The organism is Autumnicola aciditolerans (assembly GCF_041679265.1).
Taxonomy (GTDB): Bacteria; Bacteroidota; Bacteroidia; order Flavobacteriales; family Flavobacteriaceae; genus Autumnicola.
In genome coordinates this window covers 73855-93655 of the sequence record NZ_JBGFSM010000003.1, presented here as the reverse complement: position 1 = coordinate 93655, position 19801 = coordinate 73855, and the positions used below count along the sequence as shown (strand labels likewise).

Annotated in this window: 18 protein-coding genes and 2 tRNA genes; 5 read left to right on the top strand and 15 right to left on the bottom strand. The window is 38.2% G+C overall.

Annotation, left to right across the window (positions count from 1 at the left end; genetic code table 11):
- Positions 1-5: 5 nt before the first annotated feature.
- The 6 genes from AB8M93_RS03770 to AB8M93_RS03745 all read right to left on the bottom strand — a co-directional run bounded on the left by AB8M93_RS03770 (position 6) and on the right by AB8M93_RS03745 (position 4483).
- Positions 6-1586, bottom strand: coding sequence for a type IV secretory system conjugative DNA transfer family protein (locus tag AB8M93_RS03770; protein ID WP_128766706.1), 1581 nt, complete (start codon positions 1584-1586; stop codon positions 6-8).
- Positions 1587-1595: 9 nt separating this feature from the next.
- The gene (gene mobB / locus AB8M93_RS03765; RefSeq protein WP_128766707.1) at positions 1596-2627 is read right to left on the bottom strand and encodes a MobB family relaxase; all 1032 of its coding nucleotides are present in this window, start codon (positions 2625-2627) and stop codon (positions 1596-1598) included.
- Between the two features lie 10 nt (positions 2628-2637).
- On the bottom strand, positions 2638-3018 hold the full coding sequence (locus tag AB8M93_RS03760; RefSeq protein WP_128766708.1) for a BfmA/BtgA family mobilization protein: 381 nt from the start codon (positions 3016-3018) through the stop codon (positions 2638-2640).
- 431 nt (positions 3019-3449) lie between these two features.
- Positions 3450-3647, bottom strand: coding sequence for a hypothetical protein (locus AB8M93_RS03755; protein ID WP_128766709.1), 198 nt, complete (start codon positions 3645-3647; stop codon positions 3450-3452).
- A gap of 21 nt (positions 3648-3668) precedes the next feature.
- Entirely contained in the window at positions 3669-4049 is a 381-nt protein-coding gene (locus AB8M93_RS03750; protein WP_128764521.1) for a DUF6876 family protein, read from the bottom strand.
- Between the two features lie 77 nt (positions 4050-4126).
- The gene (locus AB8M93_RS03745; RefSeq protein ID WP_128764522.1) at positions 4127-4483 is read right to left on the bottom strand and encodes a single-stranded DNA-binding protein; all 357 of its coding nucleotides are present in this window, start codon (positions 4481-4483) and stop codon (positions 4127-4129) included.
- 684 nt (positions 4484-5167) lie between these two features.
- Here AB8M93_RS03745 and AB8M93_RS03740 point away from each other — a divergent pair.
- The gene (locus AB8M93_RS03740; RefSeq protein ID WP_128767229.1) at positions 5168-5365 is read left to right on the top strand and encodes a hypothetical protein; all 198 of its coding nucleotides are present in this window, start codon (positions 5168-5170) and stop codon (positions 5363-5365) included.
- A gap of 4 nt (positions 5366-5369) precedes the next feature.
- Here AB8M93_RS03740 and AB8M93_RS03735 read toward each other — a convergent pair whose 3' ends face one another.
- The 8 genes from AB8M93_RS03735 to AB8M93_RS03700 form a co-directional block, all read right to left on the bottom strand.
- Positions 5370-7208, bottom strand: a complete 1839-nt coding sequence (locus tag AB8M93_RS03735) for a P-loop NTPase fold protein (protein ID WP_128767230.1) — start codon at positions 7206-7208, stop codon at positions 5370-5372.
- 68 nt (positions 7209-7276) lie between these two features.
- Positions 7277-8386 carry a nucleotidyl transferase AbiEii/AbiGii toxin family protein gene (locus AB8M93_RS03730; RefSeq protein WP_128767231.1) on the bottom strand — a complete coding sequence of 370 codons (1110 nt, stop codon included), beginning with the start codon at positions 8384-8386 and terminating at the stop codon, positions 7277-7279.
- A complete protein-coding gene (locus AB8M93_RS03725; protein WP_128767232.1) occupies positions 8379-9146 on the bottom strand; it encodes a DUF6577 family protein in 768 nt (255 codons plus the stop codon). Before AB8M93_RS03725 ends, AB8M93_RS03730 begins: the two co-directional genes overlap by 8 nt.
- Positions 9147-9575: 429 nt before the next feature.
- The gene (locus AB8M93_RS03720) at positions 9576-10412 is read right to left on the bottom strand and encodes a DUF932 domain-containing protein (RefSeq protein ID WP_128767233.1); all 837 of its coding nucleotides are present in this window, start codon (positions 10410-10412) and stop codon (positions 9576-9578) included.
- A gap of 250 nt (positions 10413-10662) precedes the next feature.
- Positions 10663-11094, bottom strand: a complete 432-nt coding sequence (locus tag AB8M93_RS03715) for a hypothetical protein (RefSeq protein ID WP_373056287.1) — start codon at positions 11092-11094, stop codon at positions 10663-10665.
- A gap of 328 nt (positions 11095-11422) precedes the next feature.
- The gene (locus tag AB8M93_RS03710) at positions 11423-12676 is read right to left on the bottom strand and encodes a site-specific integrase (RefSeq protein ID WP_128767235.1); all 1254 of its coding nucleotides are present in this window, start codon (positions 12674-12676) and stop codon (positions 11423-11425) included.
- 227 nt (positions 12677-12903) lie between these two features.
- A tRNA-Pro gene (locus tag AB8M93_RS03705) sits at positions 12904-12978 on the bottom strand.
- A 314-nt stretch (positions 12979-13292) separates the two neighbouring features.
- Positions 13293-13375, bottom strand: a tRNA-Ser gene (locus tag AB8M93_RS03700).
- Between the two features lie 351 nt (positions 13376-13726).
- Here AB8M93_RS03700 and AB8M93_RS03695 point away from each other — a divergent pair.
- The 4 genes from AB8M93_RS03695 to AB8M93_RS03680 all read left to right on the top strand — a co-directional run bounded on the left by AB8M93_RS03695 (position 13727) and on the right by AB8M93_RS03680 (position 18555).
- Complete coding sequence (locus tag AB8M93_RS03695; protein WP_373056286.1) at positions 13727-14176, top strand: hotdog family protein; 450 nt, start codon at positions 13727-13729, stop codon at positions 14174-14176.
- 181 nt (positions 14177-14357) lie between these two features.
- Entirely contained in the window at positions 14358-14981 is a 624-nt protein-coding gene (gene lolA2 / locus AB8M93_RS03690; protein WP_373056285.1) for a flexirubin biosynthesis/transport protein LolA2, read from the top strand.
- An 81-nt stretch (positions 14982-15062) separates the two neighbouring features.
- Positions 15063-15422, top strand: a complete 360-nt coding sequence (locus tag AB8M93_RS03685; RefSeq protein ID WP_373056284.1) for an ApeI family dehydratase — start codon at positions 15063-15065, stop codon at positions 15420-15422.
- Positions 15423-15561: 139 nt separating this feature from the next.
- Positions 15562-18555 (top strand): MMPL family transporter, encoded by a 2994-nt coding sequence (locus tag AB8M93_RS03680; protein WP_373056283.1) that lies wholly within the window; start codon positions 15562-15564, stop codon positions 18553-18555.
- A gap of 55 nt (positions 18556-18610) precedes the next feature.
- Here the strand turns inward: AB8M93_RS03680 and AB8M93_RS03675 are convergent, their stop codons facing one another.
- Positions 18611-19795, bottom strand: a complete 1185-nt coding sequence (locus tag AB8M93_RS03675; RefSeq protein ID WP_373056282.1) for a THUMP-like domain-containing protein — start codon at positions 19793-19795, stop codon at positions 18611-18613.
- Positions 19796-19801: the final 6 nt, after the last annotated feature.

Genomic DNA, 19801 nt, shown 5'->3' with positions numbered 1-19801 from the left:
ATTATTTATTCAAATATCGACTTCGCTTCATCATAAACCCGCTCAAAATTAGCCGCTAAATCTGCCTGAGAAAATTGCTTGGATTCTTCAGGAAGTTGCCGTTGAATTTTGGACAATCTAAACTGCACCTTTTTATCCTTTCCATCTGCATAAGTGATAAACTCGCCTTGCTTCAACCGAAAGAAAACGTCCGCCCTTATCTTTGGGATTTCCTTTTCCCCAGTTGTAACCCTTGTATCAAAATCAAGATTATGTCCACGGCTTACGCTTTTAGTCGGGTTTTTGATAATTTCAAAAAAACGTTCGTAGTATTTGGCGGTGTCGGGATCGTTGACCTTGCCGAAAAACTGATAGGACAGATTGCTTAAAATTGCTTTGCTCGCCTTATCCCCATACATCATATCATTCTGTATCTTATCCTGCATTACGTAGATGGTGGCAATATCATAACTCCGCAGGGTTGCCGGAATACGGTGCATATTGAGTAATCGAATGGTTGGCGCCTCTTCCATCAATAGAAAAGAAGGCTTGGAATTGCGCACGCTCATTTGCTTGGTAATGGTGTGAATGATGGTTGCAATTACAGGTGAATAGGATGTATCGTATTTTGGATTGTTCACTACCGAAATGATTGCAGGGTTTTCCTCGCTATTGATATTCAATGGCACTTCGTCTGCGGATAGTGCCATAAAAATATGTTGCGTACTTATTCGCTTCAGCGCATTTGCCAAGGTGCTTTTCACCCCGGCGGTCTGTCGTTCCGAATCCTTTCCACTTATAAAAGCGTCTGCCATTGCTCTTGACGTTGTATTGGTTTCCAAAAACTGAATGAGGCTATCCGTGTCCAAAAATTGGTAAATGGCAATCAAATGTGGCAGGGTGCAGAATTCAGGATAAGATGTTTTTAGTTTCCAGATCAGCCCACCAATCAAACCTTCCGCAGCATCATTAAAGAATTTAGTTGTTCCCGAAGTTCCGCTTTCTCTTTGCTCCAAAAGGTTTTCGATCAATACCCTTGAAACTTCATTTACGCTTTCCTCGTTCTCTAAATAGCGTGGCGCAATAGGATTTACCTTGTGAATGATTTTGTCAAAGGAAATGACCTTAAACGGGATATCCCTGTCCTTAAAAAGTGGATATGCCATTTCCGTTAACTCAAAATCTTTATAGTCGTGGATGATCCCACAAAAGCCCTCTTTTTGAAAATGTTTAAGGAAACCATACACCACACTTTCGGTCTTTCCACTTCCCGCAGAGCCTATGATAGATGCCCCACGTTTTATATTTTCCAGTTTAAAGTTTCCTTTGCTCGTTGCAAAGTTGACGCAATATTTACTATCGCCATTTTTAGGCTCATCCTTTTTATGCAAAAAAACATAGAACCCTGTATTAATAAGCATAAGCGGACAGACCACAACCAATGAAATTAAAATCAGTTCGTTGCCGCTCGAGAGGTAGAACACCAGGGTCATGAGCAAAATCACGCTTAAAATAAAGGCATATCGCGTCAACCTATACAGTATATAATATAGCGTACTTGCTACACCAATAATTAAGAGTATCGTTGTAAGATTATTCAATTGCATAACAAATCTTTAAATTCCTATTGAACTTGATTTGACGGCCACGTCCAAACCTTTGCGCAGCTTATTGAAAACTTTTAGGGCAAGCTGCGCCTGATTGCTCGGAATACTTGGCATTATCGGGATATCCGTTTCCCGCATCATTTTGAAAGCGATTGCCTTTTCGTTAGTGGGCAATTTCATCAATGAAGCAAAATAGATTTTTGGGTTTTTGATAAAATCCTTACGTGCTTTGTAGATTTCCGCAAAGTTCCGCTGGTAGCCAAAAGTCTTGTCAAAGGTCTTTTCGGCATTTTCAAAAAACTGGTCCCGGTCAAACCCCCGTTTAACTTGTTTCCCTCTCATCTCAACATCGGATACCTTGTATTTGCTCCCGGGCGAAAGGCTGAACGAATTGGACGCATCCTTGCGGCTCACGATAATATGGATATGGCTTTGGCTTCCGGCCTTTCGCATTCCTTGAACGATCCTTTTTCCTTCCTGTTGATGGGGTGCCTGTTTTTCTAATTTTGTGATTTCCCGTTCCCGCTTCCTAACACTTCCTTCCATCGAACCGTTTTCAATATTTCGGATCTGGTTTTTTAGTTGCAATATTTTGGTGGCAAAGGGTTGGTTTTCCTTAATCTGTTTGTCGGTTCCCTTAAACGTTCGTTGGTGTTCAATTTTCGCATAGTATTTAATGTCATCGATGGTCACAGGGCGCCCATTGATTTCCCGGTTGAACGATGCAACATAATCCTTCATCAGTTCACGGGTATATTTTTTAAGATCCTCGCTGTTGTTCTGTAACCTACTTAATTCATACTTCGACGGACTGACCGTGATCGAATAGAATTTAGGTTCGGTCTTTTTGAGTTTGGCACCGTTTCCATCAATATCTTTTACCACTTCTTCCGCTGAAAATTTATCGCCATATTGACTGAAAAAATGTTCCATCTCTCCCTGTTCCAAACCTTGATTTTCTTTTTCCAAATAGCCTACAAAATCTGCCGAACTCTGGGAATAGTTACTGCCAAGTTTTTGAGGTGTGATTGTGATATACATAGTTCAAAAATTACAGTTCGTTGTTGTGGTTTTGCTTTTCGCGAAAACGGACTTCCTTATTTTCTTCCACAAATTTCCTCTCTAAGATCAAGGGTTTCTTCTTGGGTTCTTCGGTCTGAAAAAGGGATTCGATCATCGCCACGGTGGGTCTGGTCTGGGTCTTTTCCATATCCCGCATTATGGCGATCACCGCATTGATACGTTTCTTTAAATTGGCCTCGATCGTCCTTCCGGTCGGGCCCAATTTTTCCTTTGGGGAAATCTCGTTGTAAAAGAAAAAATCGAGCATTGTAGCTAATGCTTCGGTGTGTGATTTGAAGTGTGTCCGTGAAAATTCCTGAAAACGTTTTGCCGTTTCCTTTTTGAACCTGATACCAATAAATGAGTCCATAATTCGCCGATTTGTCGCAAATCCTTCCCTGAAAATGGGCATTCACAGGGCATTTGTCGCAAATTGTAGAAATCTGAATAATCGGCTTATTTTTAAGTATTTAAAAATCAGTTGATTAACAAGGAAAAGGAGTACTTAACATCGCATCGCGTGTTACCCTCTTGCTACTCCTTTTCGTCCCGCCCAGCGGGACAAAAATTTCGTACAATCTGGCTAAAAGCCAATTGCCAATTTCAGGGAAAAGATTTCCCGTTATGTAATTTTTCGATGGGCAGGGTTATCGGCGAAAGTCAAAAAATGGATACCCCTGCGTAAAATTGAATGCTGAATTTCAGCGGAATAAAGATAAGGATTTTTATTGAACTGGATATGTTTTAGCAAAAAAAGACCTCTGAAAATTCAAAGGTCTTTCCGTTCCTATTTGGACAATTTCAGATATTAAACACATAGGTATAACTGTATAAATTCCTTAGTGCTTCTTCCTCGATCATCACATCAAAATTGGTGCAATGCTTTTTTGAATACTTCCGAATATCATCGCCAAATTTTTGCTCGACGTCTTTTTTTGAACTTTCCAAAAGACGTTCTTGGGCATCCCCGTTCAGGTCTGAAAAATTTAGATAGATCATAATTTTTAGGTTTTGAAGAGGTTAATATTCGCTCGGTAACATCAGCGTATTATTCACAAAAAACAACCGTAGTTCATCAAGCGGAAAATCAGTCGCCCGATACCCGTGTTTTTCCAAAATATTATCATTTCCATCCGTGTAGATTATCTCAGCTTCGTAGCCCGTAAAATCCTGTTTGTCCTCGGACAATCTCTTGAAGTCGATAGTAATAAATTCGCTTTGGTTCATCAGGCTTTTTGCGATTACGGAAGCGTCCGTAATGAGCCAAAAACATTCGGCAGCTTCCGCCAAATATTTCAGTCCGTTGGTGTATCGGGTTCTTAATAATGGGATTTGAAATATGGTTTCCGAACCGTGAAAATGTTGCAATCCCTCTTTGATTTCGTTAACTTGTGCTTTCATTGTGATTTCTATTTAAGGAGTTAATAATGAAAAAAGAGGGCGCAACTTTAGACGGAAACGCCCTCTTTAATTTTAGATTACTCGGCTGAATTATTGCCGTTTTTAGTTCCCAACAAAAGGATTTCGCCCGCTTCCACTTCGGTAACATATCTTTTTATACCGTCCTTGTCCTCGTAGCTTCGGGATTTCAGTTTTCCCGTTACCCCGATTTCTTTGCCCTTTCCGGCATATTTTTCGATAATTTCGGCAGTTTTGCCCCAGGCTACAATCGTGTGCCATTCCGTACTTTGGACTTTTTTGCCCTTGGCATCTTTGTAATACTCGTTTGTGGCGAGTGAAAAACGGGCTACCTTTTTACCGCTTTCAAGGTTCGTGATTTGTGGCTCTTGGCCAACATTTCCGATTAACTGTACGTGATTTTTTAAAGTACTCATAATAAAAGAATTAAAAATTAATTAAAATACTATCCGAACCATTCAGACAGTTTGCGTTTATATTTTTTGAAGTGATTTACTTATTATATCCAGAGCGTTTTCCTTTTTTTGTTTTTTTAGTCCCGCTTCCTTTTTGATGTTTTTGTAAGATTTCATACTATTCAGTTTAGATTTACTTCCCATAGAGCCGTCCGCTGTTACCTTTTTTTGTTGCTGATATAGTTGCTAATATTTGGAATTAATAAGGAGTTATAAAAGGGAGGTACGACCGGTTATGCACTCCGTTTAACTTCCAAATGTTGGTATTTTGCTTACAAAAAAACGATTGGGACAGCGGTGGCTCGGGAGTAGGTCTAAATGCCTTTTGTGAAGTATAAAAACATAGGAGGCGGGACTAAATAATTAAATGGAATTCCGATGAAAAGCGGACTCCGTTCACGATTTCGTATTGGAATGGAGTGCGCTTCCCGGCAGCGCGGGAAGGGCAAACGGAATGGAAAGTAGCAATCGGGGATGGTGTTCAAGACCTATGTAGGAAAGCTCTTTGCCCGGAATGGAGCGATTCCTGCCCCTTCGGCAGGCGGACGCGGAATGGAGCGGCAATGTGCTGACCGGGTTATGGAAAAGGATAATCCTCTTGAAGTAGGATTTAAAGCGGACTTGACTTCAAAGCTATAGCCGGGAATGGAGTTTGACTGCTTCCTGATTTTTCTCGGGAATGGGCGGGCAAGTGGAATGGGAATCGGAAGCTTTGGAGTTGTGTCCAAGACCTTTGTAATGAAGCGCTTTTCCCGAAATGAAGCTTTTTCGCGGAATGTAGGGGAATGGGCTGAGTGGGATAATGGAAATGCAATTCTCTTGTTAAATAAGATGGAATTATAAAATTCTATTCAGCTTCGGATGTTAATATTTCACAGGTTCTATCAAGGATTTCTAATAATTCTTTCCAATTAAATATTCTCAATTTATCAAGTTTTTCGTCGTGAAGAACTAAATTATTGATTGATAGCTTTAAATCATTCAAACTGTCAAAATCATCAGGAAACATATGTTTTAAACTTGAACTCTTATAGCGTTCTTGCATTGCTTTAGTAAAGTGTACTAAAGTGTCATTACTAACAGAATTTAAAACGATAAAAAGTTGATCCCCATTTATATACTTTAAAAAATCTTTAGAATATTTCTTTGACTCAAAGAGTTGGTTTAAATCTTCAATATTTTCATTTTCGAGTAATTCCATCAATATATTGCTTTCTGAAGCTTCGGATTCCTCTTTAATAACTTTATGCACAGCAATAATTTTGTCCCGTATTGGTTGCATTTCAGGTATGCTTACAGCAAAATGCGCTAAATTTTCAAAAATCCTATCGTTGATTTCCTTACGCTTTGAAGCTAAATCCAAGCCTTTTAAAAGTATATCGTCGATTTCTTGTGATGTTTTTGCTACTAAGCCATTCTGTGAAAAAAAGTGATAAAAATTTGAGAGCCTATCATAATCATATATAGAATAAAGACCATTTTCAGCATTCCGTAATACGTTTGCCACTAATTTTTCAAATTCATTTCCATCAATAGACCTAAAATTATAAGTAACGAGCCTCATAAATTCCAATACCTCTTTGGGATGTTCTTCGGGCTTTCTTTTTTCCAGTTCATCTATTAAATTTTTAACATCAAGATACCCTGAAAGGATATAAGTATAAATGCTTCCGTAAAATTGAAACTCATTGATTCTACTTTCCACATACCTCAAATAGAATTTTTCAGCATAGGTCGGCTCTATCTCTGGTTCTTTTTTATCTTCTGGAAAGAAGCTATTCATTGGAACACTTTTACCTCTATTTTGATACCAAAAATAAGATGTATTTTCCAGCCCATTAAAATCATTACTCTCATCAGATTTTAAATGACCTCTCTTGAACTCAATTGAAATAAGAGCTGTAAACAGAATAACCTCTTCTTGAAATTCCGTAGCTACATCTTTCAGGCTTCTGTGAATTTTAAAAAGACTCTCTAAAAAGAACGATATAATTCTCAAATTATATTCTTCGTATTCATAAAATATCCCGTAGATATAGTCTTTATTTTGCTTTAAAAATGTAAAATACGCATCTTCGGAAGTATATGTTTTATAGAGAGTCGGAAGGACTTTTTCCAGTTCAGGTTCATAATTCAGTTCTCTGCCTATAACTTTTTCTTTAATCTTTAAATACTGAGCATTGTCATCAATTTTAATTGCATCAGCCAAGATTAAACATTTCAAGTTTTTGTGCTCTACGAAGTCATTTATAAAGCCGAATAATTCTTTTATAGGTATTTGGCATCTTTCAAGGTCATCAAAACAAAGAACTTTATCATTAAACTTTAAGCCATCTAAAGTAACACCACTCAAAATATTACTGAAATCAACCTTGAAAAACTTGATTACGGTATTTCCTATGTTACCAGTTAGTCTTGCTATATTTTTTAAAGCTTTATTTTCAGGTTTTCCAAAAAAAGGAATTAATTTAATCATCAATTGCTGTTGCAACTGCTCTACGGTTTTCAAGCCATTCAACGAAATATATAATGGCTTTAGCTCTTGTTTTTTGACTATTGCGTGCAGCGTTTTTTTCCAAAAAAAGGTCTTGCCACTTCCCCAAGTACCATTAATTAGTAAAGCGTATTGTGTTGCCTCTTTCTTTAAATATTCTTTAAAAATCTCTTCAATATGTGCAGTCTGCATATTGTGGCGTGTTTAACTGTTTAATACTGATCTCAAATTATTCTTGGTTTTAAGCATTCTCCTCTTTTTTAAACTGGTAACAATTCCACAGCCTTACACCAATAATAAAAAATGCTTTTATCTGGTTGGCGTTTCAATTTATTCAAGTATGCCCAATCTGTTTTGTCAATAGTAAGTTTGCTTAAATCTTGACCCTCATAATATTCAATTTCAGACACTTCTGGTTGTAAAAGGATGGCATTCAAATAAGCTACTCTGGCCGAAGCTGCTAATGCATCTTCAATTCTGAAATTTCCGGTCATTAAAAATGCACCACCAAAACTGCGAATACCCAAATTCAAATCTGTAAATTTCTTTTTTGATTCGGCAGTTGGGTTGCGTTCCCTTCTAGCAATAATGGTGCAAGTGTTTATGGAATCCCAAAGTACGTCTGCTTCTGTAAGTTTCCTGCTGCTAAAATCTTTATCTAAACTTCGATAGGATAATTCGGCTTTCGCAAAAGCCGAAAAACTTTTCTTTACCATTTCCATATCTGTAATGTTTTCAAATAGTTTTCCTAAATCGAACATTTGCTTGCAAATTTCCATTGCAAAGAGCTGGTCTTTTTTGTAATAAGGTATACCGATGGTTTCCGGTGCAAAAGCAGTTAGCTTGTCGCCACAAATGGCATTTATAGAAGGTGTTGTAATTGTTGTTGCAGTTCCGTCATACGATAGCCACGGTGTATTTATGGAAGACTCGATTAGCTCAGGGTAGTGCGGACTATCAAAAAGAATGTCCAACAGAATTGTTCCTGGAACGTTCGGGTTATACACCGAATTAAATTCAAAAGTATAATGTGCCTTGGGTACACCTTCCTTGTAGCTTCGACGTTCATTCAATACGTGTTTTTTGAAATGGGAATTGGAAACTACCGCATCAAGAATTTTTTCTAAAGGTTCACGGGTTACACTTGAAATTATATCGATATCGATTGAAAATCGATTTCCTTCTTTGAGCAATAGTACTAGCGACGTTCCCCCTTTAAAAACAAAGTCTAGTCCAGCTTCCTTCAAATGTTCCAATAAAAATAATGCGTGCACCATCTTTTCGAGAATAGTTGCGTTAATAGCCTTGTGTTCTTTTTTTGCACGGAAGCTGTCCAGCCATTCTTTCGTGAAACTTTTATTATCAATCATATTGGATGTCCTCTAGAAAATTTGGAATATGGTTACTTATAAATTGTTTGATTTCCTGTTCTTTCCTACGCCGTTTGGCATAGCTGAACAGTTTTGTGAAATTAATACTGTAGCGGTCTATTATCTTTTCATAAATGTTTATCATTTCAGAACCTTGATAAAAATGAAACAAATCTTCATCTGCAAACAGATCCACCATTATTTTTTCAAGTGTTGCAATAGACACAACTGCTTTTTTATTTTCAAATTTAATAATTGGGGCTCGTGTAACGAGGTTTTTGATGACAACTGGCACGTTACTTTCAGAAATATAAAACTGGATTTCCTTTTCATCGGGGTTAAGAAAAAAATCCATTCGCATAGTATCATTGAGGTAATAATAAAGTGAATCGGCAAATTCCTTTTCTACTTCGACTACAATCATTTCATTGGATGTCTGGTGCTGAGAAAACTCGTTTAGCCATTCGGTTTCCCATACAGCATATTTAATATCCTCATAACGTTCATTTGTTTTGCGAGCTATTTTAAATACGCTATCAGATAGTACTGGTTTATACTTGGGTTTGTAGGATATTACATATAATCCACGTCCAATAGTTTTAATAATATCTTTTTTTTTAAGGTCATAAATCCGCCAACTAAAAGTACTTTCTTTCAAGTCTGGTTCAGATTCCAAATAGAAGTGAAATAGCTCGTCCCTATCGAAGGATTTTCGCTCCTTAAATACCTCTATAATCTTATTTTCTATAACTTTTGGCATAACCTATGTATCTAAACTTTGCCAAATATACAAAAAAGTGGTAAATATTTGAAAACTAATTATTGCCACTATGCAGATAAAGTGGTAAATATTTGAAATGGTTGGTTTTGTCGTTTTTTTAAATACCAACTAAAATTATCGTATGAAATGGTATTTAAAGCGGACTTGACTTCAAAGCTGTAGATGGGAATGGAGTTTGGCCGCTTCCCGACCTTTCTCGGGAATAGGCGGACAAGTGGAATGGAAATCGGAAGCTTTAGAGTTGTGTCCAAGACCTTTGAAATGAAGCGCTTTTCGCGGAATGGAGCTTTTTCTGCGGAATGTAGGGGAATGGGCTGAGTGGGATTGCAAAGCTAACTTTCCAAATAAATTCTTTTGCTCAGAATAAAAAAAATCCAGTTTAAGGTACTGGATAAACCTATTATGACATTAAGCCATTTCATAAACGACATCGAACAGTTTTTTGTCCAAGCGTTCCTGTTGTGAAAAGCTTTTTTTCAATGTATTGTGAAGCATTTGATTGAAAGCATTATAGCCTATCCACAAATTAGGTTTTTCATCAAGTAACAACGCTTCGTTATCCAGAATTTCAAGTATTTCCCGGGATTTCTTTGAAGGATCATTGTTCTTATCGCTACATTCGTACCGGAACAATTTCGTGCTTTCCAGAATTTCTTTTACAAATTCCTTGGTGTCGATGATTTCAAATTCCCTCATTCTGTCGAACTTCTTGGTAATGGTGTAAAATTCATTGTCCAAGAACTTATCGAACAGATTGTTCAACCTTGGCATTATCAGGTCGGTATTGTTCTTACTATGCTTGATGGAAAACTCAATTTCCGCTTGTGAAACGTGTAGGCCATTGGAGCATACTTCCCTATAAAAGCCAAAATGTCCAGAAGTTTTCTCGCTACCATCATAGGAATTCTTAAACCGCAGCATCGGCAGTATCAGGTCTTTTTCATTCTTTACCGAAAATTGGTTGTTATCATCAATGATAAAGTCGGTAATGAAAGACCTATCATTCCTGTTGATTGTCCGCTTCTGATAATTCAGTCTGGCATCGGTCAACATTTCTTCGGCCTTTTTGAAGAAAAGTTCGTTCGGTACGTGGCCGTAGCTGTTCGATACCACGTTGACAATTTTGCCATTCGAAATTATGGCATTTTCAAGTCCCCTTCGGGATTCCATCTGGGTCAGGCTTTTCAAGGATTTCATTTCTGATGGAACGAAGATTTCATCCTGCTGTAAATTTGATAAATACATAACATTTGATTTTAGTTAAACAATTAATATTTAAGCTAGAACCAAACGGAAGATAAAATCTCAGCTCAAAAGGAAACGGAATATAAATAGCGAGTGCGGGAGCGGCTTTATGCCGTAAGCTTTTGATGGGAGTATTTTACGAGTTTACCTTTGCGCATATATTGATTGAATACTATACCTCCCTTTTTAAGGAAAAAAGAAAACCTACTCTTGGGGAGTAGGCTTCCTGTTTTAAGGATTTGAAGTTACCTTAGAGTTCAAATTTTACAATCTGTTCCTCAATTTCGGATTTTCGTTCCTCCAAAGTGGACTGTAAGTGAGTTGTAACCAATTTGATAAGGTTCGTATTGGTCGTTTTAAATTCCAAATTGTGGGAATCCCGGATGTAAAATGAAGCTGAATCCCCTTGGTTATAGTTGAACTTTGTCAACTCGCTCAAGGTCTGGTTCAACCGTTCCCGTTGGGTGGCCAATCCTCTCAGTTTTTCAAAATTTTGGATCCGGTCATCCAAACTGATGGTAGCTTTTTTCGATGCTACCGCTTTTTCTGTTGAAGCAGCTTTTCCAATGGCTTCATCGGTCAGCTTTTTCTGTACTTCCTTTTTAACGGATGCATTTTCCTTTTTTGCAGTTCCGTTTTGTTTTACTGTTGTTGCCATAATTAAAATTTTTAAGTTAAACATTATTTTAAATCGTTTTGGCAGCTTGTAAGGCAACGAGCAATACCAAAACAGGGCATTAACAGCCACAGGGAGGAAGGGGCAAGGTATGAGCGGTTATTTTTCGCAGAAAAATGTTCGGCATCCCGAAGGGCTTGACCTTGACCAAGCGGTGGAAGGTGGCTACATTTGCCCCCGGTTTGGTTTTGGTTGCCTCAGCTGACCGAAACAAAAAATGACTTAACGCAGAAATTTATGGCTCAATACAAAACCTAAATCTGCAAGGGATTATTAGACGAAAAAAAAAGAGTGCCGACTGGATTAGAACCTAAAAGGTGTTTTCCAAATCAAATTATTGATAGTGCACCCTTGTTTCGGCCTTGTCCGTGGTGTTTAATTTACTACGCAACGAACGCATATCAGATGACACTTTTTGTTCGATGACCCTGGCGTAGATTTGCGTTGTGGAAAGCTTTGTATGACCGAGTAATTTTGAAACGGTCTCAATGGGCACGCCATTGGAAAGCGTAACCGTAGTAGCAAACGTGTGCCTTGCCGCGTGGAACGTAAGCTTCTTATTGATTTTTAGGATAGCAGCTACTTCCTTCAAATATTTATTGATTTTTTGATTAGAAAATACCGGCAGCAATTTTTCGCTTTTGTTTTCAGTTCCCTGGTCATACTTTTTCAGGATGTCAAGGGCTTTATCCAAAAGCGGTATTTTTACCGCTTCATCGTTCTTTTCCCTTTTTGTGAATATCCAGTAATCCCCATCGATGCCGCGTACAATATGGTCGTCGCAAAGCAACTTCACGTCGATATAGGACAGACCCGTATAACAGGCAAAAACAAAAACGTCCCTTGTTTTTTGGTGCATCCCTTTTGAAAGCTGACTGGATTCCAGAACTTCAAGTTCCGATTGGGACAGAAATGCTCGCTGGTGTTTTGTGAACTTTAGCGAGAACCTCACAAAGGGGTCTTTTTCGATCCACTCCAACCGAAGGGCAAGGTTCATCATCTTTTTCAAGCGTTCCAAATGTTTCATAACCCCATTGTTCTTTAGGGGCTGGGAGCGGTTTATGGATTTTCCATTACGAAGGAACTGTTCAAAGTCAATGATGAATTTATAGGATAATTGTTTAAGGAAAACATCGTTGGTCTTTAGTTTGTGCTTCAAATACCGTTTGATATAGCGTTCCGTAGTGAAGTAATTTTTCAAGGTGCCGGGCTTGAGTACCGAAACCATATTCTTATTATGGTAGGAAACCAGTTGAAGCAGCGTTTTGTGCTGTTCATCTTCTCCGAGATACCGGGCCTTGATGGCCTGGGCGGTAACATATTTGGATTCGCCCAGAAGCTGTTTGTGACAAGCCAACAAATCGGAATACACTTGGTCAAGGTAAACATTGAGTGCCTTGCCGTCGGAAGTCCTTAGTGTTGACCTTTTGGAACGGGTATCCCAATAGGTAACCGATGTGGATCGTTTTAAACTGATCTCGGCACGTTTTCCATCGACCGTGATACGGGCATAAATAGGTGCAAAATCATCTTTTGCTTTGGCCATACTCAGCCAAAAATGAATGGTAAAAGTCTTGGAAGTCTGCATAAACTCTCGCTTTAAGTGAATAATCGATTTGTTTACGAAAGTCAAATCGCTGCGAAAGTCAAGTCTATTGAATTACCAATGTAGTGAAAATTCCGGTAATAAATCAGGTAACCGAATAGGTAACCTTTGAATTGATATTAAAGCCAATCTTATGATTTTAAGAAAAATGAAAATCCTTGATTTTCATAAGATTAGCTATATTTTGGTGTCTATTGACACCGTAATTGTCGGGGTGGCAGGATTCGAACCTGCGGCCTCCTGCTCCCAAAGCAGGCGCGATAACCGGGCTACGCTACACCCCGAATAAATAGCCAGTGCTACTCAATTCAAAATTTAATATTTCAGATTCCTGATAGACTATAAAATAGGCCGGGAACCGGGCGGTGTTTATCCTGAGCAAATCTTGTAAGAGATTTGTCGAAGGGCTACACCCCAAAAATTGCTTTCGCAATTAATTCAATATTTTTTATTCAAGATTCAAATTCAATACCCCCTGAATAATTATCTTCAGCCTTTTCCGTTCCAAATCACTTTAAAAAAGCAGCCGTGCAACGGATAAATTTATTCCGGTTTTACAGAAGAAAAGAGAACAAATATTCAAAGACTAAAATTTAAGCGGAGAGACCGGGATTCGAACCCGGGCATCCAAAAAGGATGACAGCTTAGCAGGCTGCTGCATTACCACTCTGCCACCTCTCCGTTATATAAAGAACATCGCAATTGTTTTTGCGGATGCAAATGTAGGTTTTACTTATTTACCTTCCAAACTTTCCTTCCGTTTTTCAGCTAAAAATAACAGCTAAAGTTTGCCCCCGGCCTTTAAAGACTTTTACTTCAGAAAATTAGCTGTATCAAGAAAAAAAATAAAAGTCTGTAAATCAAAATTACATAGCTTAACCTGTTATTTTATGATTGCGGTATAAACTGTAAAAAAATTCCTGAGAACAGTTTCAAAAATCTTATCTTCAAAACCTGTAAGTAATGCTGATAACCCCCGGAAACTTTAATTTTATCTGAACCAATTCCCGGGAAGAGAATAAAACATGATCTATGGCAGAAAACCTACTGAAACAACCTATCCTGGAAGAAGACCAGATTCTGAAATTAATCCCGCAGAAACCGCCTTTCGTGATGGTAGATAGCTTATATGAATATACTGCGCTTACCGGTAAAATGGGGTTTACCATTCCACCGGATAATCTTTTGGTTGAAAAGGGAATTTTTTCAGAGCCGGGGGTTATAGAGCATATGGCTCAAAGCATGTCACTGCACCGCGGATATCGTGGATTTATTGCGGGTTTGGATAAGCCACAAACTGGATTTATAGGAGCAATTAAATCTGTGGAAGTGCTGGAATTGCCAAAAGCGGGAAGTACGCTTACTACTTTTGTAGAGATCCTTCATGAAATTATGATGGTGACCCTGGTAACGGCACGTACTGAAGACCAGAATGGGAAATTAATTGCCACATCGGAGATGAGAACGGTCACTGTAGATTAAACCGCCATATTGTAATCCTTCTTTTGTTCTTTATATTTTCAATTTCTAATAAGTGCAAGGTTATTGCTCATAAGATGTTTCAATTTAGAAAATTGAGAAATGGCAGAAGGGTTGGAACAATTGTTGATACTTCTGCCAGAGCGCAATATTGAGTTTTTAAGGCAAATAATTTTATTAATTGATGCGGATACTTAATCTTTTGATGTTTTTTGTGGCCCTTAATGTAATGGCACAGGGGAACCAACTTAACGAAGCTGAAAAGCAACAATTTCAGCAGGAAGTTGCTTCCCGGGTAAGGGACATGGAGACGCTTCAGGCAGACTTTGTGCAAACCAAACACCTGGAAATGATCACCCGGGTTGCGCAGAGTAAGGGACAGATTTTTTTCCGGTCTCCTGATGCTATTAAATGGCAGTATTCCGAGCCCTTTCAATATACCATTCTTTTTATGGATGGAAAACTTTATATTAATGATGACGGGCAAAAAAGTATAACAGAAGCATCGGCAAACAAACTATTTGGAAGAATGATTACCATGATTTCCGAAACAATGAATGGCAAATTACTGGGAAAAGCAGATAATTTTGAAGTAATATACTTTCGTGATAATTCACAAATTTGCGCCAGCCTTAAGCCCAAGGATGAAGTTATAGCACAAATGTTCAGCAAAATCTTAATGCGCTTTAACAATGAATTCATGGTACAGTCTGTACAACTTATTGATGAAGGTGGAGATTCCACAGAAATCCATCTTAAAAATGTACAGATGAATCAGCCTTTGGATGGTGCTGTTTTTCAGCAGTAAGGAAAAAAATTCGCTGCCATTTAAATTCTCGTGTTTCCAATGAAATTCTTCCTATTTTAGTCAATCAAAAAAATCAGGCAAATGCTGCTACAGGATTTCTATTCCGTTTTAAAAACCTTTCAGGAAGATGGAAAAACAATTACCCATCTCAGGATTAATAAAAACCATGAACTTTACAATGGGCACTTTCCCAGCAGGCCTGTAACCCCGGGAGTGATATTAATGCACATGTTTCGTGAAGAAATGGAGCGGTTAACTGGTAAAAGGTTAAAATTGTCCAAAGCTTCCAATGTAAAGTTTATGGCCGTGGTAGATCCTAATATAGACGATGTGCTTGTTTTAGAATCTGAAATGGAAGATAATAAAGAGACTGTAGAACTTAGAGGGATGGCAAAAAATAATGGTAATATTTCTTTAAAAATCAATGCCAGCTTCAAATAAATTTCCACCTGGTCACACTGCGTCTGCTTAAATTACCAGGTATTTCAGTGGGTTTTACAGGTTTTATTGCATTACTTATACGGATTGTGTTTTATTTCTTATTTTCGGTTTTAAAGCCAAACAGGTTATAAAGCCCCAGATGTCCAAACTTTTTCTGAAAATCTATTCTCTATTAAAACAGCAGAAGTTGGTAAGTTTTTCTGTTCTTATTATTCTGGCCGCTGTTTTGTCTTTTTTTGCCTCGAAAATAAAATTTGAAGAAGATATTAGCCAGTTAATTCCTTCTGGGGAAGATCACCAGGTGTTGCGCAGGGTTTTAGAGGAAACTAAATTTTCAGATAAAATCATCGTTACAATTTCGGCTTCTTCCGAAAAAACAAACCCTGACCGCCTTACCCGTTATGCAGAAGAATTTATTGATTCGCTTCAGGAAGAATTGCCAGAGTATATTGAAGAAATAGAAGGGGAATTGCCTGAAGAAGGGGTTTTGGAGGTGTATGATTTTGTGTATAATCATTTGCCTTTATTCTTAAATTCTGAAGATTATCAAGAAATTCAGGCAAGGATTACAGAAGACAGTATTGCCAGATATTTGAGAAAAGATTATCGCAACCTCATTGCTCCCACCGGTCTTGTCACCAAAGAATTTATCTTTAAAGATCCTTTGTCTGTCACCAACCTGGGCTTAACCAAGCTACAGGAGTTGCAGGTGGGGAATGAATATGAACTCTATAATAATTTTTTACTTACCAAAGACAGGCAGCATTTATTGCTGTTTATTAGCCCTTCTCTGCCGGCTTCAGAAACGGTTAAAAACAGGCCTTTTATTAACAGGCTCTGGAATATTCAATCTTCTCTTAATCAAAAGTATGAAGATGTGGAAGGAGATTTTTTTGGAGGGGTTTTGTATTCCCTGGCCGGAGCAAAAATTATTAAAGATGACCTCCAGACCACCATCGTTATAGCCTTTGGAATATTACTGCTATTACTTACTATTTATTACAAAAGGTTTAAGGTGTCGCTTATTATATTTCTACCCAGTGTGCTGGGTGGGCTTGTAGCCGTGGCACTTTTGTATTTCCTAAAAGGGAGCATCTCGGCAGTTTCTTTGGGTTTGGGAGCCATCCTTTTGGGCATCAGCCTTAATTATTCCCTGCATATTATAACGCTTTACAGAAGTAATCTCAATATACGGCAGTTATATGAAGAAGTAACCAGGCCCGTTTTAATGAATAGCCTTACCACCTCGGTTGCTTTTTTATGCCTGCTGTTTGTACAGAGCAAAGCTTTGCAGGACCTGGCAATTTTGGCAGCGATTAGTATTTTTAGCACTGCAATCTTTGCTCTTGTTCTTGTGCCTTTGCTTTACAGGATTCCTTCCTCTCTGGAAAACCAAAAGAGTGGTTTTTTCCATAAGTTTGCAGCCATAGATTTTCATAAGAAAACCGTCCTGGTGGTACTGGCGGGAATTCTATTTGCAGGTGGACTTTTCTTTTTTACAGGCGTTAGATTTAATAACGATATTTCCAGATTAAGCTATGCTCCTGAAGAACTAAAGAATACTGAAGAAAAAGTTTTGGGGATAGCAGGAAGGTCAGGAAAAACAAATTTTCTGGTAAGTTATGGCAATACGGTAGATGAAGCACTACTGCACAACTATAATCTTTATACCAGGCTGCAGGAAATGCAGGAGGCGGGAGAAATTAAAAATTTTAGTAGCATTGGGGGAGTGGTTCTCTCTACCAATACCCAAACTGCACGAATAGCCAGCTGGGATGAATTTTGGAGTGGAGGCAAAAAAGAACAACTGAAACAGGATCTTATTGATCAGTCCGAGAATTACGGTTTTAAAAAGGAAAGCTTCAACACTTTTTACCGGCAACTGGAAAAAGATTTTGATCCTATTCTCTTAGACGCCTATCGAAATACTGCCAATCTTTACCTTAATAACTTTATTTCCATAAGCCCGGATTTTGCAACAGTAACCACCACGGTAAACCTTCCCGGGGACAGCTCCGTAGATCTTGCAAAAGAACTGCAGGATATGGAAGGCCTGGTGGTGGTAGGCCGCAAGAGGATTAACCAGGGTTTCCTGGGAAATCTTAAAAATCATTTTAATCAGCTAACGGGGATTTCCATTTTTGCCGTTTTCCTGGTTCTGCTTATGTTTTATAAAAGCCTGGAAATTAGTTTGCTCACCATATTGCCTGTATTGGTGAGCTTGTTTATTAGCCTCGGAATCATGAGTGTTTTTCAACTTGAAATTACCATGATAAATATTATTCTTACAGCTGTTATTTTTGGTCCTGGGCTGGGCTACAGCATTTTTATAACCAATGCAGCGCTTAAAGAATATGAAGAAGGGCTGCCCGTACTAAGTACCTGCCGCACTTCTATTTTATTAGCTGTATTTACCACTATAATAGGAACAGGCGCCTTGCTCTTCGCTACACATCCCGCTTTACGCTCTGTTTCGCTAATTGTGAGTATTGGGTTGCTGACGGCTGTTTTTGTGGCTTTTGTGTTGCAGGCTTATCTTTTCGATTTTCTGTTTCACCGCAGGGCAGAAAAAGGTCTTGCCCCTTTCAGGCTGAGAAACCTGATTTCTAATCCTAAAAAAAAGGTTTCTTTTAAAAACCAGTTATACTTTAAAAGGCTTGTGCTGGATAATTACCGCTTCAAATCTGTCTACAGGCAAATGCAAAAGACGTTTTCTGAACAAAGAGAACGTTATTTGCGAATTTCAGGCTTTATAGAAGACCAGGACAAGGTGGCGGTATTCCATTCCGGTTACGGAATGCTGGCTATTTATTTAAGTTATAAACATCCTAAAAACCAGATCACGGGATTTGAAACGGAAGATGCCAAATTAAGAATATCGCGCAATGCATTTAGGAACGGTCATGATTTCCTTTGTTTTACAAAGGAAATCTCGGCTTTAAAAGATGCCGGAATTTATATTATTGAAAAATCTGATAACAATTTCCAGCAGGAGCTGAAAGAAATGATTCGCAAAAATGCTCAAAAAGTGATTATTCTTGACCCTGATTATTCTTACCGTTGGATCCTGGACCTGAATTTTGAGATTACTTACCGCCAGAACCATATTATCGAATTGCGGAAACTCTCCTGATAAGGAATTTTTTTCTCATTGATATTTGGCTAATATATGCAATGAAATATAAATTTTAAACATTCACTTTTTTACAAACCAGCACTATTTTTTCTTCTTCTAGACTGGTGGTAAAAAACAGGTAATCTTTCCCGCCATCCTTAATTTTAAACTTTTTTCTTATTTCAGCTACAGATAGAGGGAAATTACGTGTAGTGATATTGGCCTTTTTACCGCTGAAGTTTTTCTTTAAATCTTTCTTGTTAAATTCCATGATATCAACAACTTCAAATGCCCTTCCTGGGAAATTTTTTATTTTATCTGAAGTGTATAGATGAGAATTGACCTGTAGTTTTTTAGTTTGGGTGACTTCAGCAAGCTTTTTAAAACAACCGCTTTTCATGATGGCTGCATTGGGCTCGTACAGGTATTTTTCCGGAAGAGAATATGCCGTTTCCCTTTTTTCTGCTGAAAGCACCGCTTCAAACCACTGGTTTCCTTTCTTCTGAAAATTTATGGTTTTCACTTTTATTTCTTCGGAAGCATTTATTTGAAGAAGCCATAGCAATTCTTTCACTTCATTTTCTACGGCAACAATATGGATTTCCGCAACGTTTTGAAGTTCCTCTATACCCGCATGTAAATCCAGCAGGGGAGAAGTCTTTATCAGAATATGTTTGCCACGGGCCCACAGAAGTTCAAGATGAGCCGGGATATCCGGCTGGCAATCGCTTAAACGGAAAACTTTTCCCCCATGAATATCTCTGCGGGCGGGATCTGCAAAAATCCAGTCATAAACTTCAGAAGCATTCTTTAGCAAATCCATTGCGTTAACATTGTTGGCCTGGATATTTTGTGCTTTTAATACTTTAAAATTATGGGCGGCTATTTCAGCTAAGCCTTTATTAATTTCACAATAGCTAAGCTTTTCGACTTTTTGGGAGAAATAAAAGCTGTCTATGCCAAAACCACCGGTGATATCCAGCAGGGATTTCCCAGAAATAAGGCTGGCCTTATATTCCGCAGTAACTTCAGAAGAAGCCTGTTCCAGATTAAGGCCGGGCGGGAAAATAATATTTTTGGTACTGAAGAAATCAGGAAATTTTTTTTCAGCAGTTTTTAAACCGATAATTTGAGTGGCTATCTCCTGAATGGAAACTTCCGGAAACGGACTACCCTTCAGAATAATCCTGGAAAGATCTGAATGCAGATTTTCCCGGATAAATTCCTGAACCGCTTCATGAAGTAAAAATTTGTTCAAAATGTA